This is a genomic window from Fructobacillus tropaeoli (assembly GCF_001047135.2).
Classification (GTDB): Bacteria; Bacillota; Bacilli; order Lactobacillales; family Lactobacillaceae; genus Fructobacillus; species Fructobacillus tropaeoli.
In genome coordinates this window covers 206,829-228,228 of record NZ_DF968079.1, presented here as the reverse complement: position 1 = coordinate 228,228, position 21,400 = coordinate 206,829, and the positions used below count along the sequence as shown (strand labels likewise).

The 21,400-nt window shown below is 45.3% G+C and carries 20 protein-coding genes and 1 other annotated feature; of the genes, 17 read left to right on the top strand and 3 right to left on the bottom strand.

What is annotated here, in order from left to right:
- The 12 genes from cdaA (at position 1) to AOQ32_RS02800 (ending at position 14,217) form a co-directional block, all read left to right on the top strand.
- On the top strand, positions 1-825 hold the full coding sequence (cdaA, locus tag AOQ32_RS02855) for a diadenylate cyclase CdaA (protein WP_059393506.1): 825 nt from the start codon (positions 1-3) through the stop codon (positions 823-825).
- Entirely contained in the window at positions 822-1,844 is a 1,023-nt protein-coding gene (locus tag AOQ32_RS02850) for a CdaR family protein (RefSeq protein WP_059393505.1), read from the top strand. The genes cdaA and AOQ32_RS02850 overlap by 4 nt, the downstream gene beginning before the upstream one ends.
- A gap of 57 nt (positions 1,845-1,901) precedes the next feature.
- Positions 1,902-3,266: a phosphoglucosamine mutase gene (glmM, locus tag AOQ32_RS02845; RefSeq protein WP_059393504.1), complete on the top strand. Its 1,365-nt coding sequence runs from the start codon at positions 1,902-1,904 to the stop codon at positions 3,264-3,266.
- Positions 3,267-3,386: 120 nt separating this feature from the next.
- Positions 3,387-4,088: a ribonuclease III gene (rnc, locus tag AOQ32_RS02840; protein ID WP_059393503.1), complete on the top strand. Its 702-nt coding sequence runs from the start codon at positions 3,387-3,389 to the stop codon at positions 4,086-4,088.
- 24 nt (positions 4,089-4,112) lie between these two features.
- Positions 4,113-7,670, top strand: a complete 3,558-nt coding sequence (smc, locus tag AOQ32_RS02835) for a chromosome segregation protein SMC (protein ID WP_059393502.1) — start codon at positions 4,113-4,115, stop codon at positions 7,668-7,670.
- Positions 7,671-7,689: 19 nt separating this feature from the next.
- The gene (gene ftsY / locus AOQ32_RS02830; RefSeq protein ID WP_059393501.1) at positions 7,690-9,015 is read left to right on the top strand and encodes a signal recognition particle-docking protein FtsY; all 1,326 of its coding nucleotides are present in this window, start codon (positions 7,690-7,692) and stop codon (positions 9,013-9,015) included.
- Between the two features lie 3 nt (positions 9,016-9,018).
- Positions 9,019-9,360 (top strand): YlxM family DNA-binding protein, encoded by a 342-nt coding sequence (gene ylxM, locus AOQ32_RS02825; RefSeq protein WP_059393500.1) that lies wholly within the window; start codon positions 9,019-9,021, stop codon positions 9,358-9,360.
- 38 nt (positions 9,361-9,398) lie between these two features.
- The gene (gene ffh / locus AOQ32_RS02820; protein ID WP_059393519.1) at positions 9,399-10,874 is read left to right on the top strand and encodes a signal recognition particle protein; all 1,476 of its coding nucleotides are present in this window, start codon (positions 9,399-9,401) and stop codon (positions 10,872-10,874) included.
- A gap of 109 nt (positions 10,875-10,983) precedes the next feature.
- Complete coding sequence (locus AOQ32_RS02815; RefSeq protein WP_242976710.1) at positions 10,984-11,793, top strand: HAD-IIB family hydrolase; 810 nt, start codon at positions 10,984-10,986, stop codon at positions 11,791-11,793.
- A gap of 262 nt (positions 11,794-12,055) precedes the next feature.
- A complete protein-coding gene (locus AOQ32_RS02810; protein ID WP_059393498.1) occupies positions 12,056-12,817 on the top strand; it encodes a class A sortase in 762 nt (253 codons plus the stop codon).
- Positions 12,818-12,853: 36 nt separating this feature from the next.
- A complete protein-coding gene (gene ruvA / locus AOQ32_RS02805; RefSeq protein ID WP_059393497.1) occupies positions 12,854-13,477 on the top strand; it encodes a Holliday junction branch migration protein RuvA in 624 nt (207 codons plus the stop codon).
- Between the two features lie 107 nt (positions 13,478-13,584).
- Entirely contained in the window at positions 13,585-14,217 is a 633-nt protein-coding gene (locus tag AOQ32_RS02800) for a deoxynucleoside kinase (protein WP_059393496.1), read from the top strand.
- Positions 14,218-14,266: 49 nt separating this feature from the next.
- Here AOQ32_RS02800 and mscL read toward each other — a convergent pair whose 3' ends face one another.
- The 3 genes from mscL to rpmF form a co-directional block, all read right to left on the bottom strand.
- Complete coding sequence (gene mscL, locus AOQ32_RS02795) at positions 14,267-14,722, bottom strand: large conductance mechanosensitive channel protein MscL (RefSeq protein ID WP_059393495.1); 456 nt, start codon at positions 14,720-14,722, stop codon at positions 14,267-14,269.
- 40 nt (positions 14,723-14,762) lie between these two features.
- A complete protein-coding gene (locus tag AOQ32_RS02790; RefSeq protein WP_059393494.1) occupies positions 14,763-16,475 on the bottom strand; it encodes an Rqc2 family fibronectin-binding protein in 1,713 nt (570 codons plus the stop codon).
- 134 nt (positions 16,476-16,609) lie between these two features.
- Positions 16,610-16,783 (bottom strand): 50S ribosomal protein L32, encoded by a 174-nt coding sequence (rpmF, locus tag AOQ32_RS02785; protein ID WP_047974236.1) that lies wholly within the window; start codon positions 16,781-16,783, stop codon positions 16,610-16,612.
- A gap of 205 nt (positions 16,784-16,988) precedes the next feature.
- Between rpmF and AOQ32_RS02780 the strand changes: the two genes are divergently transcribed.
- From AOQ32_RS02780 to AOQ32_RS02760, 5 genes are all read left to right on the top strand, one after another.
- The gene (locus AOQ32_RS02780; RefSeq protein ID WP_239061154.1) at positions 16,989-17,657 is read left to right on the top strand and encodes a DUF1361 domain-containing protein; all 669 of its coding nucleotides are present in this window, start codon (positions 16,989-16,991) and stop codon (positions 17,655-17,657) included.
- 62 nt (positions 17,658-17,719) lie between these two features.
- Positions 17,720-17,844 (top strand) — a sequence feature (ribosomal protein L20 leader region).
- Positions 17,845-17,877: 33 nt separating this feature from the next.
- Positions 17,878-18,396, top strand: a complete 519-nt coding sequence (gene infC / locus AOQ32_RS02775; protein ID WP_047974237.1) for a translation initiation factor IF-3 — start codon at positions 17,878-17,880, stop codon at positions 18,394-18,396.
- 59 nt (positions 18,397-18,455) lie between these two features.
- A complete protein-coding gene (gene rpmI / locus AOQ32_RS02770) occupies positions 18,456-18,653 on the top strand; it encodes a 50S ribosomal protein L35 (RefSeq protein WP_047974238.1) in 198 nt (65 codons plus the stop codon).
- A gap of 43 nt (positions 18,654-18,696) precedes the next feature.
- Entirely contained in the window at positions 18,697-19,116 is a 420-nt protein-coding gene (gene rplT, locus AOQ32_RS02765) for a 50S ribosomal protein L20 (RefSeq protein WP_047974239.1), read from the top strand.
- A 272-nt stretch (positions 19,117-19,388) separates the two neighbouring features.
- Positions 19,389-21,290 (top strand): ribonuclease J, encoded by a 1,902-nt coding sequence (locus tag AOQ32_RS02760; protein ID WP_059393492.1) that lies wholly within the window; start codon positions 19,389-19,391, stop codon positions 21,288-21,290.
- Positions 21,291-21,400 lie beyond the last annotated feature (110 nt).

The window sequence follows — 21,400 nt, the reverse complement described above, 5'->3', positions numbered from 1 at the left end:
ATGGGAATTTGGGCATACATGACCAGTAGTAACCTGGTTCACCTATTAGATGTATTGATTATCTGGTTCTTGTTGTATAAGGTAATTACCTTTGTTGAAGGAACCCGTGCATTACAAATCCTTTTTGGAGTTGGTGCCATTATCTTAATCAAGGTCGTCGCTTGGTATACCGGCCTGGTTGTCGTTTCTTGGTTAATGGATCAGTTAATCACCTGGGCACCAATCGCTTTGGTTGTTATTTTCCAACAAGAAATCAGACGTGGCCTTGAAAATTTGGGTCGGCGCTTAACGGTTCGTCGCCATCACATTGATAATGAACAGGCGCGCGAATTGATTAAGGGCTTGGATATGGCTTTGGAGTATATGTCAAAGCGCCGAATTGGTGCTTTGATTACGATTAATGGCAAAGATACTCTAGAAGAGTATATTAAGACTGGGATTACCCTCGATGCCAAGGTGACAGGGCAACTCTTGATTAATATCTTTATTCCCAATACGCCTTTGCATGATGGAGCGGTCATCATTAACAATGATCGGGTAGCGGTTGCTGCTGCCTACCTGCCACTATCGGAATCAACGAGAATTCCAAAGGAATTGGGAACTAGGCACCGAGCAGCTGTTGGAATTTCAGAAGCAACAGATGCCGTCACGGTGGTTGTTTCAGAAGAAACTGGTGAAATTTCCATTACCCAGCGGGGAGACTTGCTGCGGAATATGGATCGCGACTCCTACTTAAACTTCTTTGAAAAGCAGTGGATTGAGCCAGTTGGTAAGAAGAGCAAGAAATCCTTGCTGGGACAATTGTTCCGGGAGAAGAAATCATGAATAAGTGGACTTCATCAAAAATCGTGAACGTGGCTTTTTCATTTTTGTTGGCACTCTTAATTACCGCTTATGTTTTGTCAACAAAGCCGAGCTACTCGGGATCGAATAATAATCAATATACATCGCTGTTGCCCGAAAAAAAGGCAACGATTACGTCACCTTTGACAGTACAATTTAATTCTTCAGATTATGTCATTGTTGGGGCGCCAAGTTCTGTTGGTGTGACCCTTCAGGGTTCATCAGCCTTAGTAACGGCGGCTCAAAGTCATAATGAAATTCAAGCCGTGGCTGATTTGCGTGGTTTAGGGGTTGGACAACATACTGTTAACGTTGCTTTGACTGGTGTTAGCTCATCGTTGACAGCGACCGCCAGTCCTCAGACTGTAACAGTCACCTTGGCAGAAAAGGATTCCGCTAAGAAGGATGTTCAAGTTCAGTATGATGATTCAAAGATTGCTTCTGGCTACCAGGTGACCAACACAACTGTTGATCCAAAAACAGTGACAATTACTGGACCAAAGGAAAACGTGGATGCTGTTGATCATGTTGGCGCCGATGTGGCCTTAAACAAGAGTACTAAATCTAACGTGACACAATCGACTAAATTAACGGCTTACGATAAGAATGGCGATGCTGTTCAGGTAACCTTATCGCAGCAAACGGCCCAAGTGTCGATGACGATTTCTAGTTCTGGATCGAGTTCAAGCTCCAGTTCCAGTGCCAGTAGTAGCAGTTCACAATCAAGTACGAGCGGGTCGTCGTCAACTACTAAGAAAGTGAGCTTAGTAGGCCAGGCGAGTGCCGGTTCAACGGACAATTTTAACATTAGTTTCAGCCCGAGTTCCGTGACAATTGCTGGCTCAAGTGATACACTAAGTAGCATTGATTCTTTGCCTGTTAGTCTGGACCTGTCCAATATTACTAGCAAAGTAACCAAGACCGTGAGCCTGACGAAACCGAGTGGCGTTGATAGCCTGTCGGATCAAAGCGTTCAGGTGACGATTAGTCCAAAGTCATAAGGTCTGATTTGTTTGCGCTAAAATTATTGGCCAACCATAAGTGGAGATAAATAAAAAATGACAGAATCGCAGTTAAAATACTTTGGAACAGATGGGGTCCGAGGCATTGCTAATGAAGGCTTAAAGCCTGAATTAGCCTTGAAACTCGGTCGTGCTGGTGGGGCAATTTTGACTCGCCACAACGATAATCCTGATCGACGCCCAGTTGTAATCGTTGGTCAAGATACTCGAATTTCTTCTGAAATGTTGCAAGAGGCTTTGATTGCCGGCTTGCTTTCTGTGGGCGTTGACGTGTTGAATTTGGGCGTCATTACTACGCCAGCCGTTGCTTACTTGGTTGAAGCTTTGGAAGCGGATGCCGGCATTCAAATTACGGCATCCCATAATCCAGCCGCCGATAACGGTATTAAGTTCTTTGGCCAAGACGGTTTTAAGCTTTCAGATGAACTTGAGAGCGAAATTGAAGCACTCTTAGACGGCGATGGCTATGAAGACTTACCGCGACCAAGCGCTAAGGGGTTGGGTGTTGTTTCTCATTACCAAGAGGGTGCTCAGAAATACTTGGCCTTCTTACAGAAGACTATCCCTGGCGACTTATCTGGCTTTAAGTTAGCCTTAGATGGAGCCAATGGGGCGACCTTTGACCTTCTACCACGTCTTTTTGCAGATTTGGGAGCTGATTTCAAAACAATGGGGACAGAACCAGACGGCTTGAATATCAACGACCAGGTTGGCTCTACTCATCCAGAAGCTTTGATTGATATGGTCAAAGAAGGGGAGTTCTCAGCTGGTTTGGCCTTTGATGGGGACGGAGACCGTTTAATCGCTGTTGATGAAAACGGTGAAATTGTGGATGGTGATAAGATTATGTATATCACTGCCCGCTTTATGAACAACCAAGGCCGTTTGAAGCACCAAACTGTGGTCTCAACTGTGATGTCTAACATTGGTTTCTATAAAGCGTTGGAAGCTCAAGGAATCAAATCTGTCCAGACTCAGGTCGGTGACCGCTATGTCATGGAAAAGATGGTTGAAGATGATGACAACCTTGGTGGTGAACAGTCCGGTCATATTATTTTCCGTGACTGGGCCAAGACTGGGGATGGCTTGTTGACGGCCTTGCAACTGCTCTTTGTGATGAAGGAAACGGGACAATCACTGTCTGAACTAGCAGCTGACGTTACGTTATATCCACAAAAATTAGTGAACGTGAAGGTGCCGGATAAGCAAGCAATGATGCAAAATCCAGCCCTGTTGGCTAAGATTGACCAGGTTGAAAAGCAAATGGCCGGTGATGGTCGAGTACTGGTTCGCCCTTCCGGGACGGAATCAATTGTGCGAGTAATGGCGGAAGCCAAAACTGAAGAGTTGGTCAGCGCATATGTTGATTCAATTGTTCAAGTTGTTGAAGCTGAAAAATAAAAGTTAAAAACCAAGGAAAGCCAAAGTGCTGATCCTTGGTTTTTTTGCCCTGTTTTGCAACAAAAGCCGACCTAAAAATCTGTTATAATAAAAACAACTGAATTTTGAAAGGAAAACACCTTGTCACCATCTGACTTTAGTAACTTTTTAAGAGAAAAGTTTCAAATTAGTTTTAATAACTTAAACCTTTTGCAAGAGGCTTTGACCCAACGCAATTACTTGAATGAACACCCTAAGGAACAGGGCCGGGATTACCAACGGCTCGAGTTTTTGGGTGATGCCATCATGCAGGCAACGGTGACGGAATACCTCTTTAAGCGCTATCCTGATTGGGATGAAGGCCAATTGACTGAAATGCGAATCACCATGGTTCAAACAAAGTCCTTTGCTCACTTCGCCCAAGTCATCCACCTGAATGAAGCCATTCGTTTGGGGAAGGGTGAGGAAATGAACGGTGCCCGGTCACGTCCTTCACTTTTGGAGGATATCTGGGAAGCCTTTATCGGGGCATTGTTCTTAGATCAGGGCCAGGCTGCCGTGGTTTCATTGTTGAACCAAACGGTCTTTGCGGCCATCGATGAAAACTTCTTTGACCAATTTATTGACTTTAAGTCCCGCTTGCAAGAAAAGTTGCAGGCTCAGGGATCTGTTGATATTACTTATCAAATTGAGAATGAAATTCGTAACGAAGACAACAGTCAGGTTTTTGAAGTCTTTGTTGCGGTTGATGGCAAGACTTTGGCCCATGGGTCAGGTCAGTCCATCAAGGATGCGGAAAAGGCGGCCGCACAAAAGGCCTATCAAGATTTAACTGCCAAATAACACACAAGAGTACACAAAACGCCCATGAAATTAAAGACACTGGAAATTATTGGCTTTAAGTCTTTTGCCAATAAAACCGTGATTGACTTCCAGCAGGGAATGACTGGGATTGTTGGTCCAAATGGTTCTGGAAAATCAAATATTATTGAAGCCATCCGCTGGGTGATGGGGGAACAGTCGGCTAAAGATTTGCGAGGCAATAAAATGGCCGATGTTATTTTTGGTGGCACAAAAAACCGGAAGCCCTTAAACCGGGCGGAAGTTTCGATTACCTTTGACAATGCTGACCATTATATTGCTTCTGATTTTACCGAAATTCGAATTACAAGACGGCTGTATCGGACTGGGGAATCTTCGTACCAATTAAACGGGACGGAATGCCGACTCAAGGACATCCATGAACTCTTTATGGATACAGGCCTTGGTCGGGATGGTTTTTCAATTATCTCCCAGGGCCAGGTCGAGAAGATTTTTTCGGCGAAGCCAGAAGAACGACGGGGCATTATTGAAGAAGTTGCCGGTGTTTACAAGTATAAGCAAAACAAGGACAAGGCCGAAAAGGACTTGGCTGCCACGGAAGATAACTTGGACCGTGTTGATGATATTATTGCCGAAGTGGAAGGCCGACTGACCCCTTTGGCTGACCAGGCTTTAAAGGCCAAGGATTACTTAGCTAAACGCGAAAGCTTTGAAAAATTAGACCAGGTGCGATTGACCCGGTCGATTTTGTCGTTACAAGGACAAGTCGCTGATCAAAGCCAGGAGGCCGGCAAAACCAAGGAAGCAGTTGCAAAGCAGCAAGCCCAGGTAAGTTCGATTCAAGATGGCCTTAGTCAAACCCGTAGCCAATTAGAGGCAATCCAACACGACCGTGACGCCTTACAGGCAGAGATTGTTGCCAAGGCGCAGGAAAAAGAACGGTTAATCGGAAATCAGAAGCTGGCCTCACAAGAGCAGGCCACTCTGGTCCGCGATTTGGCTCATTTAGCCGAGCAACAAAAAGACGATCAGGCTCAAGTCGAAGAAACCCAGGCTGATTTAACGCAGGTGCAGGGCCAATTAACGGCCTTAGTTGACCAAGAACGGTCATTAAAACAGACCATCAAACAAATCGACCAGGACCACGGAGCGACGAAAATCGACGCAGTTCAAAACGAATTGGCCGAAAATCGCAATGCTTATGTGGCAACAATGCAGGAAATTGCTTCCTTACATAATAAGCTGACTTATCAAGAGAAGGCTTTGGCTCAAACTGAAGCCCAGTTAGCTTTGAAAAAGACGGCGATGACGAAGGCCCAGGGCGACTTGGATGCTGCAGAAAGTGCCTTGGCAGCCTATCAAAAAGAACATCCGGACCAAACGACTGGCGAAAATCCTTTCGAGGCTCAGGTGGCGCAAGCAGAGGATGCCTTAGCAGACGCTAAGACAACGGCTCAGGACCAACAAAAAAGTTGGCAAGAGGCGGCCTATGCTCTCGACCAGCAGCGGTCACGTTATCAGGCGGAAGCTTCCTTGGATGATTATGCTGGTTTTTATCAGGGCGTTAAGAACCTGATGGTACCGGCTGTGCGACGAAACTTTCCAGGTATTAAGGGTGTCGTTGCCGAATTGTTAACGGTGCCAAAATCCTATACTAAGGCAATTGAAACCGTTTTGGGTGGGGCCTTACAGCAAATTGTAGTGGACTCAACTCAAACAGCTAAGTCAATTGTTGCCTACTTGACTAAGAACAAAAAGGGTCGGGTAACCCTTTTGCCAATTGATACGATTCGCCCTCGTCAGGCGCGCGATGTTGCTGCCGCTAGCCGTGAAAATGGTTATATTGGCTTAGCTGCCGACTTAGTTTCCGTGCCAGCTGGGATGGAAAATATTCTGTCTTCGCTATTGGGAACAACGCTAGTTGTTGAAAATTTGGATGCGGCAACTCGAGTCGCTCGGGCTTGTCAAAATCGTTTGCGGGTCGTTTCATTAGACGGTCAGCTGGTCAATGCCGGTGGTTCGATTACCGGTGGTGCCAACTTCCGTCAGGGTCCATCCGTTCTGTCACGGCGAGCTGATTTGAAGGAAAAAGAAGCAGCGCTGGTTAAGCAACAGGCACTGGTTGATGACCTGGCTGAAAAGCGTAACCAAAGTCAAAATCAGGTTAACACTTGGCAGGAAAAGTTGGCGGACTTGATGCAAAAAAGTCGCGATTTTGTTGCTCAGGGACAGCAGGTTGATTATGAATTGGCTGGCTTAAAGGATACCGTCGACCGCCATCAAACCAGTGTTCAAACGTTATCTTTGGACCTGGCAGATTTGCAGGTTGCCAAAGAGGATGCTGAGCAGGAGCAGACAACGGCCCAAGCGGCCTTGACTGAAAACGAGGATAAGAAGGGGCAAATCGAGGGACAAACTGCTGATTTGACCGCCGAGTTGGACCAGTTAACCAAGGACCAACAGGCTTATCAGGACCAAAAAGCCGAATTCCAAGCAGAACTCGCCAAGGTTTCCGCCCAGCGTGCTGCTCAGGAAGAAAATCAGAACCGCTTGACCGAAGCCTTGACAAAGGTGCAAGAGCACTTGTTGTCATTGCAGGAGCAGGCGGGGCAGATGCAGGAAAGCCTCGACCAGACGAAGAGCGCTGAAGAACTGAGCCAGGCGGTGACGGATTTGTCGACCGCCTTAACACAGGCCCAGGAAAAGGCTGATTCACTGGCCGAACAATGGACCAAGTTATCAACGACGGTTAAGGAAGAGGAAGAAAAGCTCGCCTTGGCCCAAGAAGAGTTGAATAACGAGGTTGTTGATCAATCAGCCGCTAACCATCGTTTGCAAAGTAGCCAAGAACGCTTAGCCAAGCAAATTGCAACGTTGCGGCAGACTTATGGCTTGACTGTAGAATCAGAGGACGATGTGGTTGCTTCTGATTTGTCTGACCAAGAAATTGACCAAACTTTGGCCGAAACAAAGAAGGCCATCGATGCGTTGGGACCCGTGAACATCGCTGCCATCCAGGAGTACGATGAAATTAAAGACCGCCACGACTTCTTGACGAACCAAGCAGAAGACCTGAAAGCGGCCAAGCAAACCTTGCAGGATACCATCGATGAGATGGACCAAGAGGTTCAGATTCGCTTTAAGGAAACCTTTGATGCCATTGCGGCTAATTTCTCAGATGTCTTTACGAAGATGTTTGCGGGTGGTCAGGCTCAAATCGAGTTGACCGATCCAGAGCACCTATTAACAACCGGAATCGACATCAAGGCGCAGCCGCCTGGTAAGAAATTCCAGCAAATGTCGTTGCTGTCCGGTGGCGAAAAAGCTTTGACCGCCATTTCGTTGCTGTTCGCGATTTTACAGGTTCGCCCGGTACCGTTTGCCGTTTTGGATGAAGCCGAGGCGGCCTTGGACGAGGCAAACGTCGATCGCTTTGCGGCCTATTTGAAAAACTTTGCCGGCGATACCCAATTCATCACCATTACGCACCGAAAGGGAACGATGGTTGCCGCTAAAATTCTGTATGGTGTTACAATGCAAGAAGCAGGGGTGTCAAAGATGGTTGCGGTTAACCTGGAAGAGGCACACCAACAACTCGCTTAATCACATAGGAGAGTAGTCTATGGGACTTTTTGATATTTTTAAGAAAAAAAAGGTTGATCAGGAAAATCAGTCAGCCGAAGTTGATCAGCAGACAACGCCTGAGTCAGCACCAAGCGAATCAGAGAAACAGGTAACTGATGCTGACCAAAATCAGCCGGCTGAGAAGAGTGCAAACGTGGCGGCAACGGACCAACAAAACCAGCCTGCTAAAAAAGGCACAGCTGAGGGCACCACTGGATCAACCGCAACTGAAGCCAGCGAATCAGCCACAGCTGATAACGACGAAGCTGAACCAGAGTCAGCTGAAGTGGTTGCAGAAGATAATGACGGAGACCAAGCTGTTGCTACTGGCCACAATCAGGACCAGGGTCAAAAGCAAGACCAGAATGAAGACCAACACCAAGACGAGCAATCCAATCAAGAGGTTTATGATCGTGGCTTGAAGCAGTCACGGAACGGCTTTGCCGAACGGTTTAACCGCTTTTTGGCTAACTTCCGCTCGGTTGATGAAAACTTCTTTGAAGAATTAGAGGATACCTTGATTGGGGCTGATTTAGGCTTCGATTTGGCCATCCAAATTTCCAACCAAGTGCATGAGGCTGTTAAGGTTCAAAACATCAAAGATAAGGACCAAATCCGTTCTTTGATTATTGAACAAATGGTGGCACAGTATGAGGCTCAAGGTCAAAACGAAGACCAATCCATGCATTTTGCGCCAGCCGGTCAACCAACCGTGATTCTCTTTGTTGGGGTGAACGGTGTCGGCAAGACAACAACTGTTGGAAAATTAGCTTCAACTTACAAAAAAGAGGGTAAGAAGGTCCTTTTGGCGGCAGCGGATACCTTCCGTGCCGGTGCGGTAAAGCAACTGCAGGAATGGGGTAACCGGGCTGATGTGCCAGTTGTGGCTGGCCCTGAAAAGGCTGACCCAGCGTCTGTTGTTTATACGGCGGTTGAACGAGCTAAAGAAGAGCACTATGACGTCTTGTTCGTTGATACGGCCGGTCGTTTGCAAAATAATGTCAACTTGATGCAGGAATTATCAAAGATTAACCGGGTGGTAAAGAAGGTTTTGCCTGATGCACCACAAGAAGTTTTGCTGGTCTTGGATGCGACGACTGGGCAGAATGCCTTGCAGCAAGCCAAGTTGTTCCAGGACTCTTCTGATGTGACTGGCATCGTCTTAACCAAGATGGATGGGACTGCCAAGGGTGGCATCGTCTTTGCCATCCGTGACAGCCTTCATTTGCCAGTCAAATGGATTGGCTTTGGCGAGAAGGCCACTGATTTACGCGTCTTTTCGGCCGAAGACTTTGTTTATGGCATGTTTAAGGACTTGGTCTAAGCGATGGATTTAGACAAAAAAAATCAAGTGAACGCACTATTACCGTTTTACGGACCGTTGCTGACGGTTAAGCAACAAAACTACTTGCGGGCGTACTTTGAGGATGATTACTCCATCATTGAAATCGCCGAGGCCGAAGTTGTTAGCCGGCAAGCCGTTTCGGATAACTTGAAGCGTGGCGTTGACTCTTTGGAACATTACGAGGCTGTTTTGGGCCTCTACAAGGATTCAGTCCACCGTCAGGCGCAGGAACAGGATCTGCTGGACTACGTTGCCGAGCATTACCAAAACGATCAACACCTAAAGCAAATTTTAGACCAACTGGTCAACCAAGAAATTAATTAAGGGGGAAGCCGGTGCCAAAGTGGCCCGGCCAAGCAATCATGGCTTTTGAAAACTTGACACAGCGCCTCTCCAAGACGTTGAAAAACCTAACTGGTCAGGGCAAGATTAGAGAAGAAGACCTGCAGGCCTCTCTTCGTGAGATCCGCTTAGCCTTACTGGAGGCCGATGTTTCTTACTCAACAGTGAAGAAGTTCATCGACCAAATTCGCCAAAAGGCGAAGGGCCAAGAAATTTTGGAAGGTTTGAACGGAGCCCAACAGGTCATCAAGATTGTTAATGATGAATTAACGGCCTTGATGGGGGACGAAGCTGTTCCGCTCAACAAATCAGAAAAGATTCCGACAATCATTATGATGGCCGGTTTGCAAGGGGCTGGTAAGACGACCACCATTGCCAAATTAGCTTATAAGTTGAAGCGTGAAAATAACGCCCGTCCACTTTTGATTGCGGCCGATGTTTATCGTCCGGCCGCCATTGATCAGTTGGAAATCTTGGGAAAAGATTTGGATGTTCCGGTCTTTTCACAGGGGACGGACGTTGATCCACGCGAAATCGTGAAGGCTGGGTTGGCTCAGGCCAAGGAAAATAAGAACGATTACGTCTTGATTGATACGGCGGGTCGTTTGCAAATCGATGCCGAATTGATGGCCGAATTGAAGGACATCGAAACGATTGCTCAACCGGATGAAGTCCTCTTGACGGTCGATGCGATGACCGGACAGAACGCTACGGAAACAGCGCAAGGTTTTGCCAACGAGTTGAACTTGACTGGTGTCGTTTTGACCAAGTTGGATGGTGACACCCGTGGTGGAGCTGCCCTATCAATCCGTGACGTCACGGGTAAGCCAATTAAGTTCGTTGGTCAAGGTGAAAAGCCAACTGATTTGGACGTTTTCTATCCAGACCGAATGGCTTCACGAATCTTGGGCATGGGGGATATGCTGACCTTTATCGAAAAGGCTCAGCAAGAAGTTGACGAAAAGAAGCAGGCAGAGCAGCTCGAAAAGATGCGCCTGAACACCTTTGACTTCAACGACTTTATCGACCAACTGCACCAGGTCCAAAACATGGGACCAATGGAAGATTTGCTGAAGATGATTCCTGGAATGGCCGGTAATCCCGCATTGGCGAACCTGCAAATTGATGACAAGCAGTTTGCCCATATGGAAGCGATTATCTCATCGATGACGAAGGCCGAGCGAGAGGATCCCGATTTGTTGAACCCATCTCGCCGCCGTCGTTTGGCAGCCGGTGCTGGGCGGCCAATTGTCGAAGTCAACAAGATGATTAAGCAATTCGATCAGATGCGCAAGATGATGAACCAAGCCTCAAACGGAAACTTCTCCGGTATGGAATCCATGATGGGACAAACCGGAATGGATATGTCCCAAATGATGGGCGGCATGGGCGGTGGTATGCCAAGTGGTAACTTTGGCCAAAAGGTACAAAATTTTGCCATGAAGCAAGCAGCCCGGAAGATGAAGAAGTTAAAGAAGAAGCGTGGCAAAAAATAATTATTGCCTGTTGTTAGTGAAACGATAGCAGGTGACCGGCGGCAGTCATTGCCTATGGTAGAAAAGGGGCGACATATCCCAGTTTTTGAACGTAGCTACAGATAGGAAAATGATGACGATTAAACTAATTGCAACTGATTTAGACGCCACCTTTTTACGAGCGGACAAAAGTTTTGACCGCCAGGCTTACCAGGTAATGGTCGATTTAGCCAAGAAAAAGAATGTAACCTTTGTGGTTGCGACTGGTAATCATCCAGATAAGGTGGCCAAATACTTTGCCGGAGCCAACCAAGACTTTACGTTGATTGCTAACAACGGTGCTGAAGTCGTTGAACAGGGTGAAATCATGAAGACTTACCCAATTGAGACGGCCGCTTTTCAGCCGATTGTGGAAACTGTTTTAGCTAATCGCGACAGAGTCTCAATGGGCCTAGTCTTCACTGGGGTCACTCAGGCATTTATGCTGAAAGAGATGGCTGCATTGGGGTATGGTAATCGCAAGGCGCAACAATATTTCAAGGATTTGAGAATTGTTGACAGTTTAAGCGAGATTAACGAACCGATTTTGAAGATGACGGTCGATCTACCAGACTTTGAGCGTCCCTTCATGGAAGCGGTCAATAACCGTCAACTACCAATCCACGTCACAACTTCGGGTTATGGTGCCGTTGACTTGGTCAACCCAGCTGTTAACAAGGGTGTCGCCTTAAAGGATTTAGGTGATCAGTTAGGGATTCTGCCAGAGGAGATGGCTGCCTTTGGTGACGGCCTGAATGATTTGGAGATGCTGCAATTGGTTGGTCATCCCTTCGTGATGCCGAATGCCGATCCTGAACTCTTTACCTATGGATTTGAGGAAGCAGTTGCTGATTCCAACAATGACGGGGTCTTGAAGACGATTTTGGCTGACATCCTGTAAGCAAAGAAAAAATCAGTTATCGAGTCTAGCTGAGCTATTGGTGTAAAACCTGTTACCATTTATTTATAAACATTTAAAAGCAATCGAATGATTGCTTTTTTAGTGCTAAAAACCATGTTCGTTAGGTCAAACGGGGGCGACTAGACCAATCTGTTTTTATGCTATAATAGTGGCATTAAGTCAAACGTTTTAATGCTGATTTATCCTACAGAAAAAATCAGCATCATGAGACAATGAAAAACTGTCAGGAGGAGAAAGCCAAATGACTGACCGCATGAGAAAGTGGGTTCGACGCCTGCTTTGGTTAATAATTATTGGTATTATCGCTTTTTTGGGTTACAGCTGGGCTGAATCACAGCCTGCATTAAGTCCAGTAAAAACGGTTCCAAAGCAATTGTTTGGTCAAACAAAGATTTATAGCCAAAATGATCGACAACAGATTGCCAGCAAAATTAGTGCTCAAGATCAAAGTGCTAAAGGGTTAACAAAGCAAGGCTTTGTGGCTATTCCAAAACTATCGATTTTACTACCGATTTACGATAATGCCTATTCAGCCGTTGCCTTGAATGTTGGGGCTAATACGGCGCAAAAAGGTACGCCTGTACCAACAATGGGACAGGGAAACTATACGTTGGCTGCTCATAATTGGGATAATGGTTATACGGCTTTTTCCGCTCTGCAACAGAAGCTTAATCAGAATGCACCTTATTACGAAAATGGTCAAGCAGGGAGCTCAAGCTGGTTAAATGGTCAATCAATCTATCTGGCTAATGGTGATGGGGTCTTTACTTATCAGATTACCGGTCAGGTTGGTGTTGATGAAAACGATGGTTCCGTTTTGAATCCGGATGACCGTGATGACGATAAGGCAAAAATTACGATTATTACCTGTCTCTTCCCTGATACTACGAAGCGCATCATCACGAATGCCAAGTTCATGAAGTTTGAATCTTGGGCGGATGCTAGCAATGACGAAGTTGGCTATTTCGATACGAAAAAGCAAAAAATTAACTTAGTTCCGTAATCTGCTTTACGGTAAAATAGATATCCAGGAGTTATTATGTATGAATACTTGCGGGGTGTGATTACCCAGGTCTGGCCAGGCTATATCGTCTTAGAAAGTAAGGATGGGATTGGCTACAAGATTTTTCCGGCCAATCCCTATCACTACACCGTTGACCAGGAAGCCCAAGTTTTCGTGGAACAAATTGTTCGCGAAACGGAGTTAACCCTTTATGGTTTTGCTTCGATGACTGAAAAGGGACTGTTCAACAAGTTATTAAATGTTTCAGGCATTGGGCCCAAATCAGCCTTGGCAATCCTGGCTGGTGCAGACCCAGCTTCCTTGGTGGCGGCCATTGACCAGGATGAAGTCGGTTATTTGACTCAGTTCCCAGGTGTTGGGAAGAAGACAGCTCAGCAGATTATCCTGGATTTGAAGGGCAAGATGGCGGACTTTGCTAATTTGGCTCAAGGACAAGAGCTTAGCTTAGGTCTAGACTTGTCTGATTCTAATCGCTTGGTTGCCGGCGATAGCCAGAACCTTGCCGATGCGATGGCGGCTTTGGAAGCCTTGGGTTATGCCCAAAAGGATATTAAAAAGGTGAAGAAGGCCTTGGCTGGCGAAAAGGGGAAGACAGAGGAGCTGATTTCAAAGGCTTTAGCCCTGCTAGTTTCAGCATAAAGAACGGATTGAATGCGGTGTAAGCAACCGTTTGTCACAAGAGCGCAAGCTGAGGTATTCTTTCCAGTGAGGAAAGAAGGCTTTGGCCACAAAACAGAGGAGCATGTATGGTGATTATTACAGCAGGAATGATTGGTGTTGGGAAAACAACGTTGACTGGTTTGATTGCAGACCATTTTGAAACGCAGGCCTTTTTTGAACCAGTGGGGGATAATCCGGTTTTGCCACTGTACTACAAGGATCCAAAACAGTATGGTTTCTTGCTCCAAATTTTCTTTTTAAACCGTCGTTTTGAGATGATTAAAAAGGCCTTGGCTGACGATAACAATGTCTTGGATCGGTCAATTTATGAAGATGAACTCTTTACAGAGGAAAACCATAAGGATGGTAATATCTCCGATATGGAAATGGATGTCTATCATAACTTGTTGACGCGGATGATGGATGAATTGCACGCCTTGCCAAAAAAGGCGCCTGATTTGATGGTCTATGCCGATGCTGATTTTGATACGATTTTGGCCCGCATTAAGAAGCGTGGCCGGGATTATGAACAATTTGATGGCAATGATGAGTTGAAGGCTTATTATCGCAAGATGTGGGAAGCCTACCAGGGATGGTTCGATTCATATGACCAATCACCAAAGATTAAAGTGGATTTGCAAAAATACGATTTGGAAGATCCAAAAAATCAGGAAATCATCCTGGGTCAAATTGATGATGCCTTAAAGGCGATTCGTTAACTGGCCATATAAAAAGCCTGTCTTTAAAAGACAGGCTTTTTATATTACTTTATTTATCGCTGGCAGACTGGGATTGTGAGTCAGTTGCATCTGCTGTTGTTGCAGTTTGGGTGCTGGTTGTTTTCTGTTGGTCAGCCAAAATCTTTTTGATATCTTGTAGCACGAGCAATTCATCACTCGGAGCCGGTGCAGCTTTTTGCTTTGGCTTAATAATGTACTTACTAATGATTTTAATCAGAAGAAAGACAACAAAAGCCGTAATCAAGAAATTGATGACATCATTCAAGAAGGCACCATATTTGAATGTCAGGTGCTTGTAAGGGACCCACTTCAAACTGTCTAAGTCGTTACCGCCACCGGTGAAAAAGCCAACCAAGGGGTTAATCAGGTTTGTGGTCAATGATTTGACTAAACCAGAGAAAGCACCACCAATGATGACCCCAATTGCTAGGTCAATCATGTTACCACGATTAATGAAAGCCTTGAATTCTTTGACGAAATGCATATTACTTACTCCTCACATGATTCAGAATAAGTCTATTATATCACGAATGTTTCAACTTTTGCACTAAAAGTGGGTCGGGTGTGACGTAAGTGGTCGATTGTCCTTCAAAAATAACGTAACCAGGCTTGGCACCATTTGGTTTGCGCAACTTTCCAGCTGGTAAGTAATCAACGGGCACATTGGCCGAATCGCGGGCCTTTGAGAAGTAAGCTGCCAATTTAGCGGCTTCCTCGATGGTTTCCTGTGAGGGATTGTCGGAATGGACAATGACGTGGGAACCAGGTAATTTTTGGACGTGCATCCAGATGTTTTGGCGGTTAGCCTTTTTGAGGGATAATTTGTCGTTTTGGAGATTGTTTTTGCCAATTTCAATCAACGTGCCATCACTAGCCGTAAATTGGTCGGGAGCAGACAGAACATGCTTTGGCTTTTTTGTCTGCTTACCCTTGGTCTTGATTTTGACTTTTTCGCGGAGGTAGCCTTGTTCAATCAATTCGACCTTGATGTCAGCAACGTCCTTGGGCGAAGCCACTGCCAATTGGCTAGCGATTTGATTAAAGTAGTCAATTTCCGCATCGGTGGTTTTCAGCTGCTCTAAGACGTAGTCCTTGGCTGAACGGAGTTTACGATACTTACGGAAGTAGCGATTGGCATTTTGTAAACCGTCAAAGCGTGGATCGAGGTCGATAGTCAACAACTGGTTATTGTCATAGTAATTTTCGATTTCAACCGAATGCATGCCCTTATGAACAAGGTGTGGATAGGTAATCAGTAGGTCGCCCTTGACCTTATAGGTCTCGGCATTTTGCGAGTCTGTGAGGGTTTGTTGGAGCTTTTTTTCTTTGGTTTGATTTTTCTTCAATTCATTTTTAACAAGACGAACCAAGGTCCCAGCCTGTTGATTAACACGGTCAGATTCGGCCTGGCCCTGGAAGTAGGCATCCAATAAATCACCGATTGTGTCATAAGGCTGGCCCGCTTGTTCAGAATCCCAATCAAAAGCGGCAAAGGTAAACTTTTTGTCTATTTGATAAAGGGTCGGCTGTGGCGAGTCGAAATGAGCCAACCAGTCCTTAGCTGTCTGCATGGCATCTGCCCCAGTTTCCAAATGCTTTGCCAAATTCTTGGCCGAGAGGCTGGCAAATCCCTGGTAGGTCTGCTGAATGGCTTTTGGCCAATCAGCCTTATCCATATCCAATAAAATTTTAGCCAAAGCCGTCAAATCGTGGCCAAATGGATTGGTCATATTTTGGGCAGGGGGCAATGTATAGGTTGCACCAGGGATCAATGACCGAACACGGTTTTGATCGGCAGGGACGTGTTTGATGAGTTCCAAGATGCGCTGATCTTTTTCTCGGACTAAGAAGAGGTTTGAATGACGTCCCATCATCTCAAGCGTTAAAATCAGCGTTTGATCATCACCCAGTTCATCGTGGGTACTAATCGAGAAGTGAAGGATTCGGTCATTTTCAACTTGTGAAACCGAGCTTAAACGAGCGCCTTCCAGGTTACGACGCAAGAACATCGCAAAATTAGGCGGTGTGGCGGGATTCTGGTAGGGAATTCGAGTCACTTGGGCTCTGGCATAGGCCGGGTTAGCCGAAAGCAGGACCGGATAGTTCTGACTATTATTGCGAACGACCATCACGATTTCGTTCGGGTAGGGCTGGTGAATTTTCGTAATACGACCACCAGCGAGTTGTTCATTTAATTCTTTGGCCAACGAATGGACAAAGAGGCCATCAAGGGGCATTGTCTTTCCTCCTTCAAAGGGGTATCAATTCTATTATAACGGAAATCAGCATTGAAAAAGTGATGAAAGCGGGTGATTGGGCACTGATTTGGTCACAAAAAAACCTCACTACACAGAGTGAGGTTTTTTAAAACTTACTTATTTTCGGTCACTTGCTTACCGTTGTACATCCCTGATGGAGAGACGCGATGAGCAACGCGGTATTCACCAGTAGTCTTGTCCAAAACAATGTTTGGCACATTCAAACCGATGTGTCCGCGGCGGTTACGCTTGTGAGACTTAGAATTCTTGTTTGATGGGGTAGCCATGCTGGCACCTCCTTTCGGTTCAATTTATCAACCTGTTAAGTTTATCGAATTTATGAGGGAATGTCAACCGGTGGAATCTTTTTCCTTGTAAAATCTTTGAAATAAACGGCTAAAAAGGCTTAACGAACGGGCTTAGTTCTGTTAAAATAGATGATATTAAATTATCTCTTCCCTTTGAAATAAAAGGGAGAGTTAAACGAATGTAATGGGGTACAAAAACGCGATGACGAAACGAAATGTAATGAATATGCTAGTTGTTCACCTGGTCGTTTTGGCCTTTATTTTGTTCGTCTTAGTGACACCAACCCATTTTGACTTCTTAATGTGGAACGTCTTTTTGGCTTTGTTGCCATTGGACTTTGCCTTGTTGGTGCTAATTTTTAAATCGAAGCTTCTACAAGCATTCTTTTCCTTCCTCTGGTTGCTGTTTTTCCCAAATACCATGTACATGATTACGGACTTTATCCATCTGCAATATATTAGTGATTCTTTGGACGTCCGTTATCAGTACTTTAATTATTCTGTTCTATCGGCAGGAATTTTTATTGGTGTTTATCTAGGTATTCTTTCATTGGAGTTATTGATTCAAAAGTTCTTTATTAAAAGAGGCGGGTTAACTGTCTTGGTGCTTTTGGCCATTGTTTCACTGGTTTCGTCGATTGGTATTTATTTGGGTCGTTTCTTGCGGTTAAACTCTTGGGATGTCTTCACAAACTTTAAGTTTGTGTTGGCTAATACGCAAGATGCTGTCTCGGCACACATGGTCGCCTTTGTCCTGCTCTTTGCTGGTGCTCAATTTGCTATTTTAGTTGTTTATCACTTTGGCGGTCGGTTATTGGCTAATTTGGCAGTAGAGGATAGCCAACGCGATTGAGTTTTCAATAAAAATCAAAAAAGTCTTGACTTCAAGATGAAAAGTGCGTATAGTATTGGGTGTTGAACAAGTAGGAGCACCCGCTTCTCGCCTCGTGACGATTGCTGTTGCTAGGCAGATACACGTTGTACTTTTTGTACAGTCAGGTAAAGTGGGTGAACTTCGGTTCGCCCATTTTTTTCTTCGTTGTTCACAACAAAATTTTTGGAGGTACCTAGCCATAGCACGTCAACCACGACAAGTTGATTTAGTCAACGATAATATCCGAGCAAGTCGGGTTCTATTAATTCATGACGGTAAGCAAGAAGAAATGTCAACGCGTGATGCGCAAAACATCGCCGATGACTTGGGACAAGATTTGGTGCTTGTACAGGCCAACGCTGTACCACCTGTTGCCAAAATCATGGATTGGGGAAAGGCCAAGTTCGAGGCGCAAAAGCGTCAAAAGGAACAACGCAAGAACCAAAAGGTTGTCCAGGTGAAGGAAGTCCGGATGTCGCCAGTCATTGATTCTGGTGATTTCGAAACGCGGAAGAAGGCTGCCATCAAGTTCCTTGAAAAGGGAAACAAGGTGAAGTTGAACTTGCGTTTCCGTGGCCGGATGATCACTCACCAAGATATTGGACGCGAAGTCTTAGAACGAATGGCCAACGAATTGGATGATATTGCCAAGGTTGAACAACGTGCTAAGATGGACGGTCGCCAAATGTTTTTGGTCTTAGCTCCTAAGAAGGGTTAAGCACGATTCATTTTGACCGGTCGCTAGATACTTGAAAAACGATAGGAGAATATGGACTCATGCCCAAGATGAAGACTCACCGCGCTTCAGCAAAGCGTTTCAAGAAGACAGCTAAGGGTGGCTTTAAGTCAGCCTCAGCTTACACATCACACCGTTTCCACGGTAAGACAAAGAAGCAACGTCGTCAATTACGTGGTACTCGGATGATGAACAAGACAACCATCAAGAAGTACGCTAAGTTGTTGTCTACCCTCTAATTTAAAGGGTCGTTTAATTAATACTATTTAGGAGGAATTACCCATGCGAGTTAAGGGTGGTACAGTTTCACGCGCACGTCGCAAAAAGTTTATCAAGTTGGCTAAGGGTTACCGTGGCCAACGTCGCATCAATTATAAGGTTGCTAAGCAACAAGTTTACAAGTCATACTTGTACGCTTACCGCGATCGTAAGAACCGCAAGCGCGACTTCCGTAAGTTGTGGATTGCTCGGATCAACGCGGCAGCCCGGATGAACGGTTTGTCATACTCAAAGTTGATGCACGGTTTGAACATGGCTGGTATCGAATTGAACCGTAAGATGTTGGCTGATTTGGCCGTATCTGACTTCGATACTTTTGCTAAGTTGGCTGACCAAGCAAAGCAAGCCTTGGAACAAGGTTCTGTCTTGGTTCAGGAACGTACAGCAGCAACAACCGAAACAACTGTTAAGGTTGAACGTTAATTTTAATTAACATCTAAAAAATCAGACTTAGATTATTCTAAGTCTGATTTTTATTTGAAGGCCAAGCCAATCAAGGCATTGGCTTTTTCTTTTTGATGTGCATTTTCTAATTTTTGCCAATTTTTGAGCTGAATCGGTTGCCTTTTGCCCAAGCTAGTGGATTTTATGTTAAACTAGATATAATTGAAATCGAGACAAGAAGAGGCTAATAATCCAATATGCCTTTTCAAGATGATTCGCTTTAAAAAGTAGTAACGACAAAAGGATAGAACATGACAGATTTAAGAATAATTCCCTTTGGGGGAGTGCGTGAAAACGGCAAGAACATGTATGCCGTTTCGGTCAACGATGAAATTTTCATCTTAGATGCCGGACTCAAGTACCCCGAAACGGAACAACTCGGGATTGACGTTGTCATCCCTGATTTTGAGTACCTCGTTAATAACCAAGAAAAAATTGCTGGAATCTTTTTGACACACGGCCATGCAGATTCTATTGGTGCTTTGCCATACTTGTTGCAACAGCTTCAAGTGCCAATTTTTGGTTCTGAATTGACCATTGCTTTGGCCAAATTAGCCATCCAAGACGAAGCCGACTTAAAGGCTTTTGATGATTTTCACGTGGTTAATGAAAATACTGAAATTGATTTTGGGGCCGTTAAGGTGTCATTCTTCAATACCACACATACAATCCCTGAAGCTTTAGGGGTTGTTTTGGGAACGGATGAGGGTCAGATTGTTTATACTGGTCACTTTAAGTTCGACCAAACGGCGGAAGCTTCTTACCAAACAAATTACGCTCGTTTGGCTGAAATTGGTGCCAAGCCAGTTTTGGCATTGTTAGCTGATGCGGCTGGAACCGAAGACATCGGTAAGCCAATGGTCAGTGAGAAGAAGATTCACCAGTACGTTGAAGACAGCTTTGTGGCTGCTAAGGGCAAGCGGATTATTGTGGCTGTTGTCGCTTCTAATATTCAGCGTGTTCAGCAGGTGATTGATGCGACGGCAAAGACCCATCGACGCCTGATTTTCTCTGGGCAAGATGTGGAACAAATCGTTCATGCCGCTTTGAATTTGGGTAAATTGAACTTGCCAATGCCAAAGGAAGAACTTTTTGCTGATTTGAAAGACTTGGAAACGTTGCCAGCTGGCCAAATCGTTGTTTTGGAAACCGGTAAGATGGGTGAACCCGTTAAGAACTTGCACAAGATGGCGAAGGGTGAAAATCCAAACATCCGCTTGGGCGATTCTGACTTGGTCTTTATTGCAACAACACCATCCTTTGCTGTTGAGTCTTACGTGGCGCAGACGCGAAACTTGCTCTTCCAACAGGGTGCTGATGTCAAGCAGATTTCAACTGATTTACGGTCATCTGGCCACGGATCAGCTGAAGACGTGCAGATGATGATTAATTTCATGAAGCCGGAATTCTTCTTCCCTGTTTCTGGTGAATTCCGGGTGATGGTGACGGCAAAGGCTGCCGCCGAGGAAGTTAATATTCCAGCTAAAAAGATTATCATGGCTAAACGTGGCGACCAGTACGTTTATGATGGCCAAACCTTTGAAAAGAAGGGCGGCTTTACGATTGGCGAAACCATGATTGATGGTGATTCTTTGAATGATATCGGTAATGTGGTTCTTCGCGACCGCCGAATTTTGTCTGAAGATGGTGTCTTTGTGACGGTGGTGACGATTGATCGCAAAAAGCGCAAGGTTGTGTCAAAGCCAAAGATGACGTCTCGTGGTTTTGTCTATGTGAAGGCGAACCGTGACTTGATGAAGGAAGCTGGCAAGCTGACGATTGATGCCATTGAAGATTATTTGAAAAATGCTAAGGCCTTTGACTGGAACGAGTTGAAGAATGGCGTTCGCGAATCATTGTCTCGCTTCTTGTTTAACGAAACTCGTCGCCGGCCAATGGTGATGCCTGTGGTGATGGAAGTTAACCAAAACCGCCGACCACACCACACCAAGGGGCAGGAAACTACCGGTCAAAAGGGCAAGAAGGCAAACGGAAATAAAGATCAAAAGAAGGGTCAAAAGAATCCGGGCCAAAATAACAACCAAAAGAAGCAAAATAATCAAGCAAAGCAAAATAAGCCCAAGAACCAGGGCAACAAGGCTAAAGGTCAAAAGAATCAAGACCAAGCCAAGCAACAAGCAGCAAACCAATAATTAAAACTGAAAGTGGCTCAACGGGTTCGATTCCTGTCATCGGCATTTTTAGCCACTTGCAGTTATCAATCATTTTGAGAAAAGACCCGTCAGGGCCTTTTTTCTTTGTT

What these genes read in the sequence shown, in the direction of transcription:
- cdaA (WP_059393506.1), top strand. Translation starts at nt 1, where the DNA reads ATGGGAATTTGGGCATACATGACCAGTAGTAACCTGGTTCACCTATTA.
- AOQ32_RS02850 (WP_059393505.1), top strand. Translation starts at nt 822, where the DNA reads ATGAATAAGTGGACTTCATCAAAAATCGTGAACGTGGCTTTTTCATTT.
- glmM (WP_059393504.1), top strand. Translation starts at nt 1,902, where the DNA reads ATGACAGAATCGCAGTTAAAATACTTTGGAACAGATGGGGTCCGAGGC.
- smc (WP_059393502.1), top strand. Translation starts at nt 4,113, where the DNA reads ATGAAATTAAAGACACTGGAAATTATTGGCTTTAAGTCTTTTGCCAAT.
- ftsY (WP_059393501.1), top strand. Translation starts at nt 7,690, where the DNA reads ATGGGACTTTTTGATATTTTTAAGAAAAAAAAGGTTGATCAGGAAAAT.
- ylxM (WP_059393500.1), top strand. Translation starts at nt 9,019, where the DNA reads ATGGATTTAGACAAAAAAAATCAAGTGAACGCACTATTACCGTTTTAC.
- ffh (WP_059393519.1), top strand. Translation starts at nt 9,399, where the DNA reads ATGGCTTTTGAAAACTTGACACAGCGCCTCTCCAAGACGTTGAAAAAC.
- AOQ32_RS02815 (WP_242976710.1), top strand. Translation starts at nt 10,984, where the DNA reads ATGATGACGATTAAACTAATTGCAACTGATTTAGACGCCACCTTTTTA.
- AOQ32_RS02810 (WP_059393498.1), top strand. Translation starts at nt 12,056, where the DNA reads ATGACTGACCGCATGAGAAAGTGGGTTCGACGCCTGCTTTGGTTAATA.
- ruvA (WP_059393497.1), top strand. Translation starts at nt 12,854, where the DNA reads ATGTATGAATACTTGCGGGGTGTGATTACCCAGGTCTGGCCAGGCTAT.
- AOQ32_RS02800 (WP_059393496.1), top strand. Translation starts at nt 13,585, where the DNA reads ATGGTGATTATTACAGCAGGAATGATTGGTGTTGGGAAAACAACGTTG.
- mscL (WP_059393495.1), bottom strand. Translation starts at nt 14,722, where the DNA reads ATGCATTTCGTCAAAGAATTCAAGGCTTTCATTAATCGTGGTAACATG.
- AOQ32_RS02790 (WP_059393494.1), bottom strand. Translation starts at nt 16,475, where the DNA reads ATGCCCCTTGATGGCCTCTTTGTCCATTCGTTGGCCAAAGAATTAAAT.
- rpmF (WP_047974236.1), bottom strand. Translation starts at nt 16,783, where the DNA reads ATGGCTACCCCATCAAACAAGAATTCTAAGTCTCACAAGCGTAACCGC.
- AOQ32_RS02780 (WP_239061154.1), top strand. Translation starts at nt 16,989, where the DNA reads ATGGGGTACAAAAACGCGATGACGAAACGAAATGTAATGAATATGCTA.
- rpmI (WP_047974238.1), top strand. Translation starts at nt 18,456, where the DNA reads ATGCCCAAGATGAAGACTCACCGCGCTTCAGCAAAGCGTTTCAAGAAG.
- rplT (WP_047974239.1), top strand. Translation starts at nt 18,697, where the DNA reads ATGCGAGTTAAGGGTGGTACAGTTTCACGCGCACGTCGCAAAAAGTTT.
- AOQ32_RS02760 (WP_059393492.1), top strand. Translation starts at nt 19,389, where the DNA reads ATGACAGATTTAAGAATAATTCCCTTTGGGGGAGTGCGTGAAAACGGC.